This is a genomic window from Polynucleobacter sp. MWH-UH19D, assembly GCF_040409795.1.
Lineage (GTDB): Bacteria > Pseudomonadota > Gammaproteobacteria > Burkholderiales > Burkholderiaceae > Polynucleobacter.
On the sequence record NZ_CP099571.1, the window covers coordinates 1,812,410 to 1,829,589 of the forward strand.

General features: G+C 44.9%; 19 protein-coding genes and 1 tRNA gene. 9 read left to right on the forward strand and 11 right to left on the reverse strand.

Going from position 1 to position 17,180, the window contains the following annotated elements:
* The gene (gene rapZ, locus NHB34_RS09200) at positions 1 to 891 is read left to right on the forward strand and encodes an RNase adapter RapZ (RefSeq protein WP_353427339.1); all 891 of its coding nucleotides are present in this window, start codon (positions 1 to 3) and stop codon (positions 889 to 891) included.
* Here rapZ and mutY read toward each other — a convergent pair.
* Complete coding sequence (gene mutY / locus NHB34_RS09205) at positions 836 to 1,975, reverse strand: A/G-specific adenine glycosylase (protein ID WP_353427340.1); 1,140 nt, start codon at positions 1,973 to 1,975, stop codon at positions 836 to 838. The genes rapZ and mutY overlap by 56 nt on opposite strands.
* Entirely contained in the window at positions 1,960 to 2,796 is an 837-nt protein-coding gene (mutM, locus tag NHB34_RS09210; protein WP_353427341.1) for a bifunctional DNA-formamidopyrimidine glycosylase/DNA-(apurinic or apyrimidinic site) lyase, read from the reverse strand. Before mutM ends, mutY begins: the two co-directional genes overlap by 16 nt.
* 35 nt (positions 2,797 to 2,831) lie before the next feature.
* On the opposite strand from mutM, the gene NHB34_RS09215 reads away from it, so the two are divergent.
* From NHB34_RS09215 to pth, 6 genes are all read left to right on the forward strand, one after another.
* Positions 2,832 to 4,319 carry a lipoprotein insertase outer membrane protein LolB gene (locus tag NHB34_RS09215; protein ID WP_353427342.1) on the forward strand — a complete coding sequence of 496 codons (1,488 nt, stop codon included), beginning with the start codon at positions 2,832 to 2,834 and terminating at the stop codon, positions 4,317 to 4,319.
* Complete coding sequence (ispE, locus tag NHB34_RS09220) at positions 4,312 to 5,196, forward strand: 4-(cytidine 5'-diphospho)-2-C-methyl-D-erythritol kinase (RefSeq protein WP_353427343.1); 885 nt, start codon at positions 4,312 to 4,314, stop codon at positions 5,194 to 5,196. The genes NHB34_RS09215 and ispE overlap by 8 nt, the downstream gene beginning before the upstream one ends.
* A gap of 5 nt (positions 5,197 to 5,201) precedes the next feature.
* Positions 5,202 to 5,278: transfer RNA gene (locus NHB34_RS09225), tRNA-Gln, on the forward strand.
* A gap of 54 nt (positions 5,279 to 5,332) precedes the next feature.
* Entirely contained in the window at positions 5,333 to 6,298 is a 966-nt protein-coding gene (locus tag NHB34_RS09230; protein WP_173956498.1) for a ribose-phosphate pyrophosphokinase, read from the forward strand.
* Positions 6,299 to 6,441: 143 nt separating this feature from the next.
* Entirely contained in the window at positions 6,442 to 7,092 is a 651-nt protein-coding gene (locus NHB34_RS09235; protein ID WP_353427344.1) for a 50S ribosomal protein L25/general stress protein Ctc, read from the forward strand.
* 112 nt (positions 7,093 to 7,204) lie between these two features.
* Positions 7,205 to 7,795, forward strand: coding sequence for an aminoacyl-tRNA hydrolase (gene pth / locus NHB34_RS09240; RefSeq protein ID WP_353427345.1), 591 nt, complete (start codon positions 7,205 to 7,207; stop codon positions 7,793 to 7,795).
* A 12-nt stretch (positions 7,796 to 7,807) separates the two neighbouring features.
* Here the strand turns inward: pth and NHB34_RS09245 are convergent, their stop codons facing one another.
* The 5 genes from NHB34_RS09245 to NHB34_RS09265 are packed head-to-tail and all read right to left on the reverse strand — an operon-like array spanning position 7,808 to position 11,931.
* Complete coding sequence (locus tag NHB34_RS09245; protein WP_353427346.1) at positions 7,808 to 8,068, reverse strand: YfhL family 4Fe-4S dicluster ferredoxin; 261 nt, start codon at positions 8,066 to 8,068, stop codon at positions 7,808 to 7,810.
* Between the two features lie 26 nt (positions 8,069 to 8,094).
* Positions 8,095 to 8,586: a pantetheine-phosphate adenylyltransferase gene (gene coaD, locus NHB34_RS09250; RefSeq protein ID WP_353427347.1), complete on the reverse strand. Its 492-nt coding sequence runs from the start codon at positions 8,584 to 8,586 to the stop codon at positions 8,095 to 8,097.
* A 36-nt stretch (positions 8,587 to 8,622) separates the two neighbouring features.
* Complete coding sequence (rsmD, locus tag NHB34_RS09255; protein WP_353428589.1) at positions 8,623 to 9,237, reverse strand: 16S rRNA (guanine(966)-N(2))-methyltransferase RsmD; 615 nt, start codon at positions 9,235 to 9,237, stop codon at positions 8,623 to 8,625.
* A complete protein-coding gene (locus NHB34_RS09260; protein WP_353427348.1) occupies positions 9,230 to 10,567 on the reverse strand; it encodes a pitrilysin family protein in 1,338 nt (445 codons plus the stop codon). Before NHB34_RS09260 ends, rsmD begins: the two co-directional genes overlap by 8 nt.
* On the reverse strand, positions 10,564 to 11,931 hold the full coding sequence (locus NHB34_RS09265; RefSeq protein WP_353427349.1) for a pitrilysin family protein: 1,368 nt from the start codon (positions 11,929 to 11,931) through the stop codon (positions 10,564 to 10,566). Before NHB34_RS09265 ends, NHB34_RS09260 begins: the two co-directional genes overlap by 4 nt.
* 63 nt (positions 11,932 to 11,994) lie before the next feature.
* On the opposite strand from NHB34_RS09265, the gene ftsY reads away from it, so the two are divergent.
* Together ftsY and rpoH are read left to right on the forward strand one after the other, a co-directional pair.
* Positions 11,995 to 12,885, forward strand: a complete 891-nt coding sequence (ftsY, locus tag NHB34_RS09270) for a signal recognition particle-docking protein FtsY (protein WP_353427350.1) — start codon at positions 11,995 to 11,997, stop codon at positions 12,883 to 12,885.
* A 94-nt stretch (positions 12,886 to 12,979) separates the two neighbouring features.
* On the forward strand, positions 12,980 to 13,909 hold the full coding sequence (gene rpoH, locus NHB34_RS09275; RefSeq protein ID WP_353427351.1) for an RNA polymerase sigma factor RpoH: 930 nt from the start codon (positions 12,980 to 12,982) through the stop codon (positions 13,907 to 13,909).
* A gap of 18 nt (positions 13,910 to 13,927) precedes the next feature.
* Here rpoH and NHB34_RS09280 read toward each other — a convergent pair whose 3' ends face one another.
* The 4 genes from NHB34_RS09280 to NHB34_RS09295 are packed head-to-tail and all read right to left on the reverse strand — an operon-like array spanning position 13,928 to position 17,178.
* The gene (locus tag NHB34_RS09280; protein WP_353427352.1) at positions 13,928 to 14,518 is read right to left on the reverse strand and encodes an SCO family protein; all 591 of its coding nucleotides are present in this window, start codon (positions 14,516 to 14,518) and stop codon (positions 13,928 to 13,930) included.
* A gap of 10 nt (positions 14,519 to 14,528) precedes the next feature.
* Positions 14,529 to 15,422, reverse strand: a complete 894-nt coding sequence (cyoE, locus tag NHB34_RS09285; protein WP_353427353.1) for a heme o synthase — start codon at positions 15,420 to 15,422, stop codon at positions 14,529 to 14,531.
* Positions 15,419 to 16,522, reverse strand: a complete 1,104-nt coding sequence (locus tag NHB34_RS09290) for a COX15/CtaA family protein (protein WP_353427354.1) — start codon at positions 16,520 to 16,522, stop codon at positions 15,419 to 15,421. Before NHB34_RS09290 ends, cyoE begins: the two co-directional genes overlap by 4 nt.
* Complete coding sequence (locus tag NHB34_RS09295) at positions 16,522 to 17,178, reverse strand: hypothetical protein (RefSeq protein WP_353427355.1); 657 nt, start codon at positions 17,176 to 17,178, stop codon at positions 16,522 to 16,524. The genes NHB34_RS09290 and NHB34_RS09295 overlap by 1 nt, the downstream gene beginning before the upstream one ends.
* Positions 17,179 to 17,180 lie beyond the last annotated feature (2 nt).

Below are 17,180 nucleotides of genomic sequence, written 5' to 3' on the forward strand. Positions count from 1 at the left end.
ATGCAAATTAATCTGATTACCGGAATTTCAGGCTCAGGTAAATCAGTTGCCCTGAGGGCATTTGAAGATGCTGGTTATGATTGTGTGGATAACCTCCCCGTTTCTTTATTAGAAAATTTAATTGATACCCTCGCCGGTGAAAATAGCGAACGAGTAGCCGTAGCAATTGATGCGCGTCGTGGCCAATCAATAGCAGAGCTCCCCTCAATTCTAGAGTCGCTCAAGCGCAAGCATCAGGTCCGGGTGGTTTTCCTAAACGCCGATACCAATACCTTAGTGCAACGATTCTCAGAAACACGACGTCGTCACCCCTTATCGAGCGATGCTAAACAATCCCAATCAGCCACATTGATTGAGGCAATTGATAAAGAGCGGAATTTACTTGAGCCTTTGCGTGCCCAAGCTCATAGCATCGATACTAGCAACTTACCTGCTCACGCTTTGCGTTCATGGATCCAAGATCTTTTAAAAGACAAACCCGTTGGTCTCACTGTCATTTTTGAATCCTTTGGCTTTAAAAAAGGAATACCTAGTGAAGCAGATTTGGTTTTTGATGTTCGCTGTCTTCCTAACCCACACTATGACAAGCTACTGAGACCTCTTACAGGCAATGATCAGCCCGTGAAAGAATTTTTAGAAAAAATTCCTGAAGTTGTAAGCATGGAAAGTGATATCACCCAATTTGTTGAGAAATGGTTGCCACATTACATTGCGGACGGAAGAAGCTACCTAACAATCGCCATAGGTTGCACAGGCGGACAGCATCGCTCGGTATATTTAGTTAATCGAATCAGCAAACATTTCCGCGCAAGAAAAGATCTGATAGATCTGCAACTTAATTTTTTAGATCGCCATCGCGAACTAGACTCAATTCCTGCAACAAAACCTTAATTGGTTGCGGCAGGCCGTAGCGACCCAACTGCTTTAGGGGCACCCATTGCAAGTTTTGATCTTTGGGCTCTAAACTCTTGGTAGCAGTAACTTCCCAAATTTGCATCCATAAACGCCGATGCGTAAATACATGCTTAATTTGGGGGCCCTGTATTACCTCTTTGCATACTTTTAGCCATGAATTCTTGAGCTCATGAGGTAAAACTGCCTCAAATATGCTTTTGAATGCTGGCAATGTTCTTTTATCGGATTTTGTTACCCAAGCTGATTCTGGCAGCGACCATAAGCCACCCCAAATAGCTTTACTTGGGCGCTTTTGCAAGAGGACAGAGTTACCAGATCGAATGAGCAGCATGTCGCAATCAAATTCAGGCGACTTCGCTTTAACGATCTTTTGCGGAAAAGAAAGCACTTGATTGCTAAGATTGGCTTGGCACTCCTTTTCAAAAGGACATCTTTTTTCATCGCCCAAACATACGGGCTTACGAGAAGTACACCAAGTGGCACCAAAGTCCATTAATGCCTGCGTATACACCGGCATATCTGAGTTTTCTTTTGGTAACAACTTGCCCGCTAGGCCCCAAAGACCATCATTCACATGCCTGTTTTGTAATGATCCTTCGATTGCAAATAAACGAGCCAAGATTCGTTTGACATTGGCATCCAAAATTGGAGCTCTGACATGAAAAGCAAATGCCGCAATAGCTCCAGCCGTTGATCGACCAATTCCTTTTAATTTTTCAAGCAAGTCTGGATCACTTGGAAAGCATCCGCCGAACTCGCTCACAACTTGCTGTGCACATGCATGTAAATTTCGAGCACGAGAGTAATAACCTAAACCAGCCCACTCTGCTAAAACTTCATCAATATGCGCATCAGCTAATTTTTTTACCGTTGGGAAGCGTTTCATAAAACGAGGGTAACGCTCCAATACAGTAGCAACTTGCGTTTGTTGCAACATGATTTCTGAAACCCAAACCGCATAAGGATCTCGCTTGCCCTGCCAAGGCAATCCAGACCGACCATGACGAGAGTGCCAAGCAATTAACTTCTGGGAAAAAAGATCACTTAGCGTTTTTGGCATGTTGGGCAGAAATAAGTAGATCGTTGCCCTTGAACGATTTGCTTAATCGGTGTTTTACATACTTTGCATGGCTGATCTTTACGATCGTAGACTTTAGTTTGCACCATGAAGTGACCAGGGTCACCATCGCTATTCACAAAATCTTTAAGACTACTGCCGCCGGCATCAATCGCTTTTTTCAAAATAAATCGCACTGCCTCGGCTAAACGAACGCACTGGGGTCGCGTTAATTTGCCCGCTGGTTTTGCTGGATGAATACCAGCCTGAAACAAACTCTCAGAGCAGTAAATATTCCCTACCCCAACTACCGCTTGTCCTGCTAATAAAAATTGCTTTACGGCAACACTACGATTACGCGAATGTTGATACAACAGTTCTGCGCCCAACTCACCCTCAAACTCTTGTGAAAAAGGCTCAACCCCTAATTTTTGCAACAAGGGGTTTTGCTCTAGAGGCCCTTTTGATTTGGGGTGCCACAAAACCGCCCCAAACTTTCTTGGATCATGCAATCGCAAACTCAACTTACCAAACTCCAAAATAACACGATCATGTAATTTAATAGGCTCAGTCAGAGGTAAGACCCTAAGAGTTCCAGTCATGCCCAAATGAATCAATAAATAACCAGTTGCAAATTCCAGCAACAAGTACTTTCCGCGTCGCTGAATACCTTCGACCTTTTGATCAAGCAACAGTTTTGAGAGGTTTTTAGGAACGGGCCAACGCAGGCGCCCATCCAATATCCGGACGGCACTGATACTGCGCCCCTGTACATGAGGGGCAATCCCTAATCTAGTAACTTCTACTTCAGGTAGTTCTGGCATAAATGGATTGTAGATTCGCAGATTAGAATGTGCTTATGAGCAAATTGTCACTCAAGACCCTTTTCCTAGATTTGCGCCTAGCCATCATGATTGCTTGGGCTTGCCCATTCGGCTTGGCTATGGCTCAAACGGATGAAGCCTCGAGTGGGCAAGTAGTCTTTGAAGTCTTAGCCTCTGAGATTGCTCTGCAACGCGGAGAGGCCGGTCTAGCCTATAACACCTATATGGAAATGGCGCGGCAATACAAAGATCCGCGCCTTGCTCAGCGAGCGATGGAAATTGGCATAGCGGGTGGCTCTCCCGAGCTCGCTTTGCAAGCTGCAAAAACCTGGGATAGCTTAGCGCCAAAATCTGAGACCAAACCAAAAGAGGTGCTGGTCACACTCCTCATACTCAATAATCGCTGGCAAGAAGCCACCAAACCTGCGATTGCCTTGCTTCGCCAACAATCACCAGCGCAACAAGAAGCCACTTTGGTGCAATTACAAACCTTACTGAGCAAAGCCAAAAACGAATCAGAAGCTCTCCGCGCTTTTTACGAAATTGCATCCAACGCAAAACTAGGTTCAAAAAATTTAGGCTTACTCTATACCTACGCTATGTCAGCAGAGAAAGCGGGTCGAGTAGACATCATGGAGAAGACTTTGCGAGAAATTTTGCGCAAGAATCCCAATGATGTAAACGCTCTCAACGCGCTTGGCTACTCACTTGCAGATCGCAACGCCAAATTACCAGAAGCATTTGTGTTAATTAGTAAAGCACATCAGCTTTCTCCTCAAGACGCTTTTATCTTGGATAGCTTAGGCTGGGTGAATTTTCGCCTTGGCAAAAATGCGCTGGCTTTAGAGCAGTTACAGCAGGCATTTCGGATGAAGCCTGAAGCAGATATCGCAGCCCATACTGGTGAAGTTTTGTGGTCAATGGGACGCCAAGCTGAAGCAGAAGCGATGTGGCAGGAAGGCCAGAAATTAGATGCCAATAATGCCACCCTTCAAGAAACCTTAAAACGTTTAAAACCTGACTGGTTACAACCAACCCAGGCTCAAAAAGGCTCATGGGATGGTCGTTTTGCCGTCAAAGTTACTGGCCTTACTGATGCCCAAATCCAAGGCGGCTCTGGTGGCTTTACGCTAATCCAAGAAAATCTCAAGGACACACTCGAGATTCGCAATCCCATGGGTGGTGCCATTGCAAAAATTACGATCACCCCTGGTGAGGCAACCCTCGAACGTGATGGTCAAATCACAAGCGCAATTGATGCAGATACTCTGGTGCAGAACACATTAGGGCTTCCATTACCAGCAAGGGGTTTATCCAATTGGCTAAGAGGGGAAACGCGGCCAGGTAGTGAAGCAAGCATTGAAAGAAACAATAAAGGGCAAGTTAGTGAAATTCGTCAAGATGGCTGGAATTTACGTTACAACTGGAGCAATCAAAACCGCCTCGATAAGTTAACGATGACCCGACGCTCAAACATCGGATCGATTGATATCCGCCTTGTTTTTGATCAAGCAGATGAGTGAACTTATTCGCGACAAGCTAGTACTGCAATCACCAGCCAAGCTCAATCTGTTTCTACACATTGTTGGTCGCAGATCCGATGGATATCATTTGCTGCAATCTGCCTTTCAACTCATAGACTGGTGCGACACCATTACGCTTACACGAATTACCGAAAATGAAATTCGTCACACCAATCCACTTCCAGGTGTTCTTCCAAAAGATGATCTCGTTGTGCGCGCTGCGACACTCTTAAAAGATTTTTGTCAGGTCAAGTCTGGAGTAGAGATTCATCTCAAAAAAGAAATCCCCATGGGTGCTGGCCTAGGCGGAGGATCATCTGATGCTGCCACTACCCTCATCGGTTTAAATGCACTCTGGAATCTTCAACTTGACAGCGACACGCTTTGCAAATTGGGCCTTCAACTTGGCGCTGATGTGCCATTCTTCATTTTTGGTAAAAATGCCTTTGTTGAAGGAATTGGCGAGCAAATGGAAGAAATGCGCCTTGATCAGCGTGATTTTTTGGTAATCTTCCCCAACCAAGGAATACCGACTATTCGCATTTTTCAAGACCCAGAATTGACCCGAGATCACGCTCAGATTACAATGGAGGGCTTTCTTGCATCGCCATGGTCCGAACTTTCAAATGATTGTCAGGCAGTAGCGATGCGGATATGTCCTGAAGTGAAGCAAGCTTTGAATTGGATTAGTCAGGCGATACCGGGGTCCGAACCCCGTATGTCAGGCTCCGGAAGTAGCGTTTTTGCCATCTTAGACCCTAAGATTGAGCGCGAAAAACTGGAAAATCTTGTGCAAAATCTTCCTAAAGGGTGGAAAGGTCGGGTTGTTCGGGGGCTAAACAAAAATCCCGCTTACAATTTGATTTCTTCAGATTGAGCTGTAGGGGAATCGCCAAGCTGGTTAAGGCACTGGATTTTGATTCCAGCATGCGAAGGTTCGAATCCTTCTTCCCCTGCCAAATACTGTAGAAATGACAAAGATAACCTTTTGACCCTACAAAATTCTTAATACTATGTCCTCCACCAGCTCAGATTTATTGACTTTATTTACAGGCAACGCAAATCCGATTTTGGCGCAGGCTGTAGCAAAAGAGCTGAAGCTGCCACTTGGTAAGGCGTTTGTAGGCCGTTTTTCTGACGGCGAAATCCAAGTTGAGATTCAAGAGAACGTGCGCGGCAAAAATGTCGTTGTTATTCAATCTACCTGCGCTCCAACAAACGATAGTTTGATGGAGCTTATGATCATGATCGATGCTCTAAAGCGCGCTTCTGCAAGTCGCATCACCGCAGTGATTCCTTATTTTGGATATGCCCGTCAAGATCGTCGCCCTCGCTCTGCGCGAGTGGCCATCTCAGCACGCATCGTAGCGAATATGCTTCAGTCTGTTGCAGGCATTGAGCGCGTGCTTACTATGGACTTGCACGCTGACCAAATTCAGGGCTTCTTCGACATACCAGTTGACAATATTTACGCCTCTCCTGTTTTGTTAGCAGACTTACAGGCACAAAAAACACATAAGGATTTAATTGTTGTTTCTCCAGATATCGGCGGCGTTGTTCGTGCCCGCGCAATGGCAAAACAACTCGGTACTGACCTGGCCATTATTGATAAACGTCGCCCCAAAGCAAACGTTTCTGAAGTCATGCATTTGATTGGTGAAGTTGAAGGACGTCACTGCGTCATCATGGATGACATCATCGATACTGGCGGCACTCTTTGCAAAGCAGCAGAAGCACTCAAAGAACGCGGCGCTAAAGGCGTAACCGCTTACTGTACCCACGCCGTACTCTCGGGTGGTGCAGTAGCACGTATCGCCGCCTCAGAATTAGATGAACTCGTTGTGACCGACACCATCCCTCTGACAGCGGAGGCCTCAAAGGTCAGCAAAATACGCCAATTGTCTGTAGCCCCCTTGCTCGCCGAGACCCTGTCTCGCATTAGCAAAGGCGACTCAGTCATGTCGATGTTCGCTGAATAAGCCAAAAAACGCTTTTTTACCCATTTTTAGGCTATTTCTGAGTCTTTTTACCATTTACAGGTAAAAAACAGGGTTCCCACGATATAATTTAAGGCTTTTCTGTTTGGTCGCGAACGGAAATTAACCTTAAAAGGGAATTTAATATGAAAGTTGTCGCCTTTGAAAGAAGCGTACAGGGAACGGGTGCGAGCCGCCGTCTGCGCAATTCTGGAAAAACTCCAGGAATCGTTTACGGAAGCAAAGAACCAGCCTTGGTGATCGAGTTAGATCACAACGCTTTATTCCATGCTCTCCGCAAAGAAGCATTTCACTCATCCATTTTGGATTTGGAAATTTCTGGCAAAACACAAAAAGTGTTGCTACGTGATTACCAAATGCATCCATTTAAGCCATTGGTTTTACACATTGACTTCCAGCGTGTATCTGCGACTGAGAAAGTTCATATGCGCGTTCCATTGCACTTCACCAATGCTGAAACTTCAGCAGCTGTGAAACTGCAAGGCGCCGTTGTAAGCCACATCCTCAATGACATCGAAGTTTCTTGCTTACCAGCAGACTTGCCAGAATTCATTGAAGTGGACTTAAGCAAGATTGAAGTAGGTCACTCAGTTCATGCAAAAGACATTACCTTGCCTAAAGGTGTTTCTTTGGTATTGCATGTTGAGCAAGAAAATCCAGTGATCGCTAATGCACGTATCCCAGCTGTTAAAGCCGCTGAAACTGAAGAAGCTGCTCCAGCAGCTGCCGCAGCTCCAGCAGCAGCGCCCGCTGCCGATGCAAAGGACAAAGCTTAATTTTTTAAGCTTTACCAATGTGTTTAAAGCCCGCGCAAGCGGGCTTTATTTTTTTCAGCCTCTTACATTGAAATTTTTTGTAGAAACGCTTTGATATCTTTAAACTCTTGTCATGACTAAATTAATTGTTGGCTTAGGCAACCCCGGCGATGAGCATGAAGCAGATCGGCATAATGCCGGCTTCTGGTTTGTCGATGCCTTCGCAAAGCAATTAAATGCCCGCTTTGAAACTGAGAAGCGCTTTCATGGAAAAGTGGCTAGGGCAAAATGGGAAGGGCAAGATCTTTATCTTCTAAAGCCAAGCACCTATATGAATCTGAGCGGACAAGCGGTTGGGTCTCTCTGTCGTTTTCATAAAATGAATGCCGAAGATATTTTGGTAGTTCAGGATGAGCTTGATCTTAAGCCTGGAGTTGCTCGCTTGAAATTAGGCGGTGGCACTGGTGGCCACAACGGCCTTAAAGATATTCAGGCGCATCTTGGAACACCGCAGTACTGGCGCTTACGTCTTGGTATAGGTCATCCACGAGACTTAGCTGGTGATGGTCGACCAATGGATGTAGCCGACTATGTTTTGCGTAGACCCCAATTAATTGAGCAAAAACTGATTGATGCCAGTATTGAAAATAGTCTAGAAATATTGCCGCTGTTTTTAAGAGGCGATCTACAAACCGCCATGCTAGAGCTTCATTCCAAAGCTTAATTGCTTAAGCCGCTAACTTGCTTTTTTGTTCGCCGTTAACAGTCTAAATTTCACCATTAACTGCTCTTGAGTTTCTTTGTATTCCGGATTAAATGGAATACAGTCTACTGGACAAACCTGGCGACATTGGGGGGCATCGTAATGACCTACACACTCAGTGCACTTGTTAGGATCAATTTCGTAGATCTCTAATCCCATATAGATGGCGTCATTAGGGCACTCTGGCTCGCATACATCACAATTAATGCATTCATCAGTGATCATTAAAGCCATGCTTACTTATACCAATCCTACTTAATCTATTTTTGTTTTGAAGACTCAATCTTCTTTACTAACCACTTCTCCACAGAGGGGAAAACAAATTTACTAACATCGCCCCCCATCGAGGCAATCTCTCGAACAAAGGTGCCAGAGATAAATTGATATTGATCAGATGGAGTCAGGAATAAGGTTTCTACATCTGGCAATAAGTAACGGTTCATCCCTGCCATTTGAAACTCATACTCAAAATCCGACACTGCACGTAAGCCACGAACGATTACTCGCGCATGATGTTCACGAGCGAAATCCTTTAATAAGCCATCGAATCCGACAACCTTTACATTTGGATAGTGTCCGAGAACTTCTTTGGCAATGTCAATGCGTTCTTGAAGCGTAAAGAATGGATGTTTGCTACGACTTGATGCAACACCAACAATAAGCTCATCAAAGATATTCGATGCACGACGTACCAGATCCTCGTGACCACGAGTGAGTGGATCAAATGTTCCTGGGTATACAGCTACAGTCATAACTCTCCTAAGGCTTTATCAGCTACACGCAAGAGTTTAGCCCTTTCCGCTCCGAAATAGACAAGCTTTTACCTGCCCAGCCTCTAAGTATTTTCCACAATGCCACGCTGGTAATAGGGATTCCACCTCATCACGTGATCGATTTGCAGGAAATTCAACATAAATTCCCCCTCCCATAGCGTCATCACATACTCTCGCAGCCTCAAGTAACGCAAGGTTTAATAAGTCTGAATTCTGAAACGGGGGATCAATAAAAATCAAGTTGGCAGATTGATCAGGTTGCCGCTTGAGAAACTCTATGCAATCTCCTTGCAAAATTTCTATTGAGCCTAAGGCAGGGGATGATTGAAGTAGCTGAAGGTTTTTTAATAAATTAGCATGGGCTTTTTTATCTTTTTCCAAAAGAACCACCCCACTTGCTCCACGAGATGCAGCCTCAAATCCAAGAGCCCCGGTACCTGCAAATAAATCTAAACATTTGAGACCAGTTAAATCTTGGCCTAACCAATTAAACACAGTCTCACGAATTCGATCAGTTGTTGGTCGCAATCCAGGCAAGTCGATTACCGTAAGCAAACGACTTCTCCAATTGCCGCCAATGATTCGGATTTTCTTTGGAGGCTCGCTTCGTAAGGATTTAGGTTTATTTATTCTGAGCTCCTAAAACTACAATCTTCATGCGATCCATCGCGAGATATTTTTGAAAAGCTGCAGTCACCTGATCCAAGGTAACTGCTTCGACCTGCTGAGTCCAGATCTCCATTGTATTTAGTGGAAGATCATTCCAGACAATTGAAGAAACGTTATCTAGTAATTTTCGATTGTTATCTATCCGCAATGGATAGCCATTCACTAAATTTGCCTTAGCAGCGAGTAACTCGGAGACTGTTGGGCCATTTGCAATGAAATTGGCAATGGTCTGACTCATAACTTCGAGCGCCAAAGCTCCTTGATCACTTTTAGTTTGCAAACCCGCTTGAAAAATTCCCGCGTCTTTTCCGGGAGAAAAATAACTAAAGACGCTATAGGCAAGACCGCGTTTCTCCCGAACTTCAGACATCAATCGAGATACGAAGCCACCACCACCCAAAATGTAATTGCCCACTAGCAGCGGAAAGTAATCTGGATTATTACGTGTAACAGCAGTCATGCCCATAGCGATATGAGCCTGCTGAGAATCGAATGGAATAAATACCTCGCGTTCAGAAAGCGGCTCCACAGGGGATCGCTGCAACTGTGCAAGCGTGGGAATATTCGGCCCCGCTTGAGGAATCTTCTTGAGCAAATTTTGAACAATCTCTTTTGCTTGCGCCTGATCCACATCCCCAACAATACTGACAATCATGCGATCGCTTCTATAAAAGCGCTTATGAAACTGCGCGAGATCAGCAGGAGTAATTGCAGAAACCGATTTAACGGATGGGCTTTGAGCCAAAGGATAGTTTCCATAAACCATTGACTTGAAGCGACGCTCCAATACATATTCTGGCTTAGTCTCTGCCTCAAGCAAGCTTGTTATGGTGCGCTGTTTTTCACGGGCAACAATATTGGCATCGTAACTTGGCGCGCTTAACATGGCTGCAACAAGTTGCACCGCGCGATCACGCAAATCTTTGCGACTCAAGCTTCGAATACGCAAAGTGGCACGCTCACCACTCACCGAGAACCCAATGTTGGCACCAAGGTCAGCAATTTCATCAGCGATTTGTGCTTCACTTAAGAGGCCTTTATCGCCTCTAGCACCATATGTCATCAAACCCGCAACTAAATCAGCCAATCCGCTTTTGCCTGCAGGATCATAGCGATCACCTGCATCAATGCTGACTTCGATATCCACCATAGGCAAAGATTTAGTTTGAACAAGATACGCTTTTGCGCCATTAAAAGATTCCAATTGCTCAATAGGCAAGGTTGCTTGAGCACTGGCAATCAAACCAAATAAAGAGAACAGAAAAATTGTTATTTGGTGGGGGAGTCTCATGGTTTATCTCCCTTCGAAGCAAATTTTCGAGACTGTGGATCTAATATGGCGATTGTTAGGTGCTCATCGACTAAATATTTTTTAGCTACAGCCTGAACTTGCTCTGGTGTAATGGTCTGCATTCTTTCCAACATCGAATCGATATCTTTCCATGAAAAGCCAGCCATTTCTGTACTACCAATTTCCATTGCTTGACCAAAAATTGAATCTCGCTTGTAGATTTGTTCGGAGAGAATACGAACCTGAATACGTTTTAACTCGGACTCTAAAATCCCATTTTGTTGAATATCCTTCAAAGCCTTTTGAATACTTGCTTTAGCCTGTTCAACCGTCTTACCTTTTGCTAGGGTGGCATTTATGACAAATAGAGCTGGACCCCTAGAGACCATGTCGTACCCCACGCCCACATCATTAGCCACTTTTTCTTGCTTTACTAAACTGCGATTTAAGCGCGCATTGTCATAACCATCTAAAACAGCTGTCAATAACTCGAGCGCATATGGATCTGGCTCATTGAGTTTGCCAGGCTCAAGGCGAGGCACTTTCCAAGCCATAGCCAGTTGCGGACTATCAGCCGGAGCCTTAACCTGAACTTGCTTCACACCTCTCTGTGGTGGCTCAATTTGCGGTTTACGCACAGGAAGCTCTTTAGCAGCAACAACCCCATAATACTTTTCAACACTGGCCAATACTTGCTTTGCATCCACATCGCCAGTAATGACTACAGTCGCATTATTTGGTTTATACCAACTACGATACCAATCGCGCGCATCTGATGCAGTCATATTTTGCAAATCATTCATCCAGCCAACAACTGGATGACGATAAGGAGAACTCATAAAGGCTGTTGCCATTAACGATTCATTTAATAGACTACTCGGGTTATCTTCTGTTCTAAGGCGACGCTCTTCCATCACCACTTGGATTTCCTTTAAGAATTCAGCATCATCAAAATTTAAGTTAGACATGCGATCAGCCTCTAACTTCATGACTTCTTCTAGTTTTGATTTTTCTACTTGCTGAAAATAGGCCGTGTAGTCGCGTGATGTAAAGGCATTTTCTCGGCCACCAACTGCTGCAACCAAACGTGAGAACTCGCCCGCCTTTACCTTATCAGTCCCTTTGAACATCATGTGCTCAAGAACATGGGCAACCCCCGTTTTGCCATTCGTCTCATCCATAGAGCCTGCGCGATACCAAACCATATGTGCTACCGTTGGCGCCCGATGATCCTCTCGAACAATCAGCTTAAGGCCGTTATTTAATAGAAATTCATGGGTATTTGAAGGGGTTCTATCCTCCGCCCATAAATGCTGAGTAGCCAGTAGAAATAGAAGAGAGAATCGGATTAAATTGGAGCGCATCTGCTAAATCACCATATCCCAAGAATTAAATTGATAAGATGCAAGGATTAAATTGTATCGATTATGTTTGGATTACGTAAAACCCTAGGATCTCTATTTAAATCAAGCAAAGCAGATGATGCTTGGTTTGATCATTTAGAAGAATCACTGATTCAAAGTGATGTGGGTTTGCCCACGACTGAACAATTGATGGTTAAGCTACGTAAAGCAGCTGCATCAGAAAATGCTTCAAGCGCGGAAGAGCTCCAGGCTCTGCTGATTCAAGAGGTCGCCAACTTATTACGAAGCTTAGAACCTAACCCAAACCCCCTGCTGATTAATACCTCAAGTCATACCCCTGAAGTATGGTTGGTTGTCGGCGTAAATGGCGCAGGCAAAACCACCACCATCGGCAAACTCTGCAGACTCTTTCAATCTCAAGGTAAGTCAGTTTTACTGGCTGCAGGCGACACCTTTAGAGCGGCGGCACGCAATCAATTGCAAGAATGGGGTGGGCGCAATCAAGTTGATGTTATTACTCAAGAGGGTGGAGACGCCGCTGCAGTCGCTCACGATGCAATTCACTCTGCAATCTCTCGCAAAGCTGACATTCTGATTATTGATACTGCAGGTCGTCTTGCCACCCAGGATCACCTCATGGAAGAACTCAAAAAAGTAAAAAGGGTTATCGGCAAAGCCCTTCCAGGGGCGCCCCATCACACCCTATTAGTCTTAGATGGCAACACCGGGCAAAATGGCCTAAGCCAAGTAAAAGCCTTTCATGCAGCTTTGGGTCTTACTGCAATCATTGTGACAAAGCTCGATGGCACAGCCAAAGGGGGAGTTATATGCGCTCTTGCCCACACCCTAAAGGAGGGTCCCAAACCAGCCATTTTGGCCCTTGGCAAAGGGGAGGGAATTGATGATTTAGCCCCATTCTCAGCAGGGCAATATTCCTCAGAATTATTCAATTAATTCAATAACTTAAGGGCACCAAAAACCATTAGCACTCTCTTGACAAGAGTGCTAAAATGGAACCCTATTAACACCTCATATTTATAAAAAGAAAATGGTTCAAAAGAAATCTGACAAACCGAATTTGCAAAGGCTGCCTGTAGCGCAGGCTGCAGCGGCGTCCGCATTTCCAATGCTGCCATCCCTTGGGGTTGGCACACTCGATTCTTACATTGCGTACGTGAATCGCGTACCCATGCTCAGCGCTGCGGAAGAGTTACAACTTGCGCAAGAGTTTCGTCGCACTGAAAATGTAGAGGCTGCAAAGACCTTAGTGCTTTCACATTTACGCTTGGTGGTTTCTGTTGCTCGCCAATACCTTGGCTATGGCATCCCACACGCTGACCTCATTCAAGAGGGCAACGTTGGCCTCATGAAAGCGGTTAAGCGTTACGATCCCAGCAATGGCGCTCGCTTAGTGTCTTATGCAATTCACTGGATCAAAGCTGAAATTCATGAGTACATTCTCAAGAATTGGCGCTTGGTAAAAACAGCAACTACTAAAGCACAGCGCAAGTTGTTCTTCAATTTGCGCAGCAATAAGCCAACACTGAATTCACTGACAACGGCAGAAGTGGATGCACTTGCAAAAGCATTGGACGTTAAAGGTTCAGACGTCAAAGAAATGGAAATGCGTCTTGCTGGTGGTGATGTTGCACTCGAAGGCGATGATAGTGATGATGAGGCAGCATATGCCCCAATTCAATGGCTGGCTGATAACAGCCAAGAGCCAACTGAGCGTATCGCCAATGCCCAAGCAGAAGCATTGCAGGGGCCAAAACTAGATCAAGCGTTAATGGCTTTGGATGAACGTAGTCGCAATATTGTTCAATCTCGCTGGCTAGCAATGGATGCGGATGGTAATGGTACAAAAACTTTGCATGATCTTGCAGAAGAATATGGAATTTCTGCAGAGCGCGTTCGTCAAATTGAGACTGCTGCGCTTAAAAAAATGCGTACCTTGCTACAAGCCGAAGCTGCTTAATAGCAGCCTCTTGTTACCCTACTTCAACAACTCTTTCAAGTCATGCGCCAAGGTCTCTGGACCTTGCGCATGCTTGATATAAAGACGTAAGCGGCCTTCTGGATCAAAGGCATAACTGCCTGCCGAGTGATCCATCGTGTATGAGCCGGGACTGTTACCGGGTACTTTCTTGTAGTAGATCTTAAAGTCCTTGGTCACCTTTTCTAAGGCCACCTCATCAGCTGGGCGCAAACCTAAAAAGCGAGAATCAAAAGAAGGCACATACTGCTTTAGGATCGCGGCCGTATCTCGATCAGGGTCAACCGTGACAAATAAGACCTGCACTTTATCGGACTTTGGACCTAACAAAGTCATGACTTGCTGCATCTCGGTTAAGGTTGTCGGGCAGACATCAGGGCATTGAGTGTAGCCAAAAAACATGACAACTGCCTTGCCCTTGAAATCAGCCAGGGTTCTGACCTTTCCGTCGGGATCGAGCAAACTAAAGTCTTTCCCAAAAGCGGTACTACCAGTGATATCTACATTTTTAAATTCTGGTTTTGGACTGCATGCCATCAAGATCATTGTCATGAAAGCAATGATGAAACCACGTAATACAAAAATATTCATACTGATAATCTCAAAGGAAATAGTGATCTACTAACAATGCTGCAAAGAGTAAAGATAGATAGGTAATCGAAAAACGAAATGTTTTTTTAGCTAGCGCATCACTATACGAAATAAATAGCGCGATCACATAGCCCAAAAATATCAAGCCTAATAACACAGCAGAGACCAAATACACCATGCCACTCATTCCATAGATGTAGGGTAGTAGAGTTGCCGCAATCAAAATCAAGGTGTAGAGCAAAATATTCAATAAGGTGAAACGCTCGCCGTGAGTCACTGGAAGCATTGGTAAACCTGATTGCACGTAATCATCGCGTCGATATAAAGCAAGCGCCCAAAAATGTGGGGGTGTCCATACAAAAATAATTAATACCAAAAGCCAAGCTTCAGCAGAGAGGCTATTAGTAACTGCCGCCCAACCCAATGCAGGTGGCATAGCGCCTGAAAGCCCTCCAATCACAATGTTTTGTGGCGTTGCAGGTTTTAGCAACCAGGTATAAATCACTGCATAGCCAACAAAGGTTGCGAGCGTTAACCACATCGTTAAGGGATTGCAAAAGTTCCACAAGACAATCATTCCGAGCGAGCCGAGAACGATAGAAAAAAGAACGATGTGAAACGGAGTAACTTCACCAGTAGCTGAAGGACGCCATGAGGTGCGTTTCATTTTGGCATCTACGGCTTGTTCTATTAGGCAATTCATAGCAAATGCCGCGCCTGCCAATAACCAAATGCCAACAATGCCGCCAAAGAGAACGGTGTAAGGCACCATCCCTGGTGTAGCCAAGAACATTCCAATCACAGCACAAAAAACGGCAAGCTGGGTCACCCTGGGCTTAGTTAAAACCCAATACTGGCGCCAACGTGGCATCGCCTGCTGTTCACTAGTATGTATTGTGCTCATAGGCGCTTCCAAGAAGTCCAATAACCAATTCTGACCATGCAGAATACCAAAGCGGCAGAACCAGCCGTATGTAATAAAGCGGCTACTAAAGGCCATTGAAAAATTACATTCGAGATTCCAGTAATGATCTGCAAACCAAGCAAGCTTAATAAGAGCTTAGCGAGACGCTTCAGACCCTCTGTTGCTGGGCTTGAGCGCTGTAATATTTGCCAGGATAAAAAAGAAAGTACCAGTAGAACCAGACATGCAAATAGACGATGTGCCCAATGAATAGTTTGCAAAGCCACCGGTGAAATAAACTCGCCTTGCGCATTTAAGCCAAGCTGACGCCATAGCGTAAAACCTTCTTGCCAATTTGTTTCAGGCCAAGCTGAACCAAGACAGGTCGGGAATTCTGGGCAAGCCAACACTGCGTAATTTGTACTCACCCAAGCACCTAAAAAGATTTGGCAAAAGAGAGTTACGAAAGCAAACAACCATAAAACACCCGAAACAGGTTTTATTTGCAAAACTTGTACAGCAGAATTCTTACCTACCCAAACTTGTTGCGCAAAGCTAGTTAAAGCCGCCAATAACAATAGTGCCAAGATTAGATGAAAGGTCACAATGATGGGCTGCAGTTTGAGAGTAACAGTCCAAGCACCAAATGCACCCTGAACACACACCAACAACAACAAACCCAAGCTACCTAATAGCGGACCTTTACCTAAGGATTTCAGCTTGGAAAATGCTGTGCCTACCTGAAGCAAAATCAGTGCGCCGACAGTCATTGCCAAATAACGATGAATCATTTCAATCCATGCCTTCATTACCGTTACTGGACCATCTGGTAGCAGCTGTTCGGCTTGCTTAATATCACCAAGAGCGTGCAGGGGGTTGGAATTTCCGTAGCAACCTGGCCAGTCAGGGCAACCCAATCCAGAGTCAGTCAAACGCGTAAATGCACCAAAAACAATTAAGTCAAAAGTCATAAAAACTAAGAGCCAATTGAGCTTTTGAAAAAAACTGTAGCCAGGCCTTGTCCAAAGATAGGCTAGCGGCAATCCTGCAAACACAATCGCAATAAGTGCTAATTCCAAAAGCAAGATCAAACTAGGCATTACAAATTCTCACCTTTGTGATTTAGGCGTAATAGCTTCTCTAAATCTTTTTTAATCGCCGTAAATTCTTTTGGAGAATTGGTAACTGGGATCAGCATCATTTTGGCTGGGCTTGGATCAACCAACTGGATTTGATCTCCGGCACCCTCTTGATTGAGCCAGCTCATAAATTGGGCACGTACTTTGGGATCGACTGGTAAGCCAACCACTTTAAAGCCGGCAACTTTTTCATCATAAGCCTGCTTGACTGCTGGATCCACTGACTTACCGTCCGTGTTGACCCATATCAGCTGAACACGCCCACTCTCTCTACCAACCGCCACTTTTGCTTGGCGCATCAGAAAAAGTGCTTCGATGCATTTTTTATCTTGAATGCGGCACTCACCTGCTGGTCTAGCGATTAATAGAGTCCACTTGCCTTGCAAAGGAACATCAAACCATTCTGAGTTTGCCGCCTGAGCTGGGTACACCAAAGTACCAAAGTTTGTTTTTCCACCCTCAGGCTTAATCACATAGTATGCAAAATACGAGGCGATCACAGGCGCCGCACACGCAAGTAACAGTAGCAACATTTGCATACGACCTCGACGGGTTTGCGCATTGATTGCGGAAGAATCCATCTGGGATGCTGGTATCAATAACTCTTTATCACTCACTC

Bases quoted from the DNA above. Each gene is read 5' to 3' on its own strand.
- rapZ (WP_353427339.1), top strand. From the start codon at position 1: ATGCAAATTAATCTGATTACCGGAATTTCAGGCTCAGGTAAATCAGTT.
- mutY (WP_353427340.1), bottom strand. From the start codon at position 1,975: ATGCCAAAAACGCTAAGTGATCTTTTTTCCCAGAAGTTAATTGCTTGG.
- mutM (WP_353427341.1), bottom strand. From the start codon at position 2,796: ATGCCAGAACTACCTGAAGTAGAAGTTACTAGATTAGGGATTGCCCCT.
- NHB34_RS09215 (WP_353427342.1), top strand. From the start codon at position 2,832: ATGAGCAAATTGTCACTCAAGACCCTTTTCCTAGATTTGCGCCTAGCC.
- ispE (WP_353427343.1), top strand. From the start codon at position 4,312: ATGAGTGAACTTATTCGCGACAAGCTAGTACTGCAATCACCAGCCAAG.
- NHB34_RS09230 (WP_173956498.1), top strand. From the start codon at position 5,333: ATGTCCTCCACCAGCTCAGATTTATTGACTTTATTTACAGGCAACGCA.
- NHB34_RS09235 (WP_353427344.1), top strand. From the start codon at position 6,442: ATGAAAGTTGTCGCCTTTGAAAGAAGCGTACAGGGAACGGGTGCGAGC.
- pth (WP_353427345.1), top strand. From the start codon at position 7,205: ATGACTAAATTAATTGTTGGCTTAGGCAACCCCGGCGATGAGCATGAA.
- NHB34_RS09245 (WP_353427346.1), bottom strand. From the start codon at position 8,068: ATGGCTTTAATGATCACTGATGAATGCATTAATTGTGATGTATGCGAG.
- coaD (WP_353427347.1), bottom strand. From the start codon at position 8,586: ATGACTGTAGCTGTATACCCAGGAACATTTGATCCACTCACTCGTGGT.
- NHB34_RS09260 (WP_353427348.1), bottom strand. From the start codon at position 10,567: ATGAGACTCCCCCACCAAATAACAATTTTTCTGTTCTCTTTATTTGGT.
- NHB34_RS09265 (WP_353427349.1), bottom strand. From the start codon at position 11,931: ATGCGCTCCAATTTAATCCGATTCTCTCTTCTATTTCTACTGGCTACT.
- ftsY (WP_353427350.1), top strand. From the start codon at position 11,995: ATGTTTGGATTACGTAAAACCCTAGGATCTCTATTTAAATCAAGCAAA.
- rpoH (WP_353427351.1), top strand. From the start codon at position 12,980: ATGGTTCAAAAGAAATCTGACAAACCGAATTTGCAAAGGCTGCCTGTA.
- NHB34_RS09280 (WP_353427352.1), bottom strand. From the start codon at position 14,518: ATGAATATTTTTGTATTACGTGGTTTCATCATTGCTTTCATGACAATG.
- cyoE (WP_353427353.1), bottom strand. From the start codon at position 15,422: ATGAGCACAATACATACTAGTGAACAGCAGGCGATGCCACGTTGGCGC.
- NHB34_RS09290 (WP_353427354.1), bottom strand. From the start codon at position 16,522: ATGCCTAGTTTGATCTTGCTTTTGGAATTAGCACTTATTGCGATTGTG.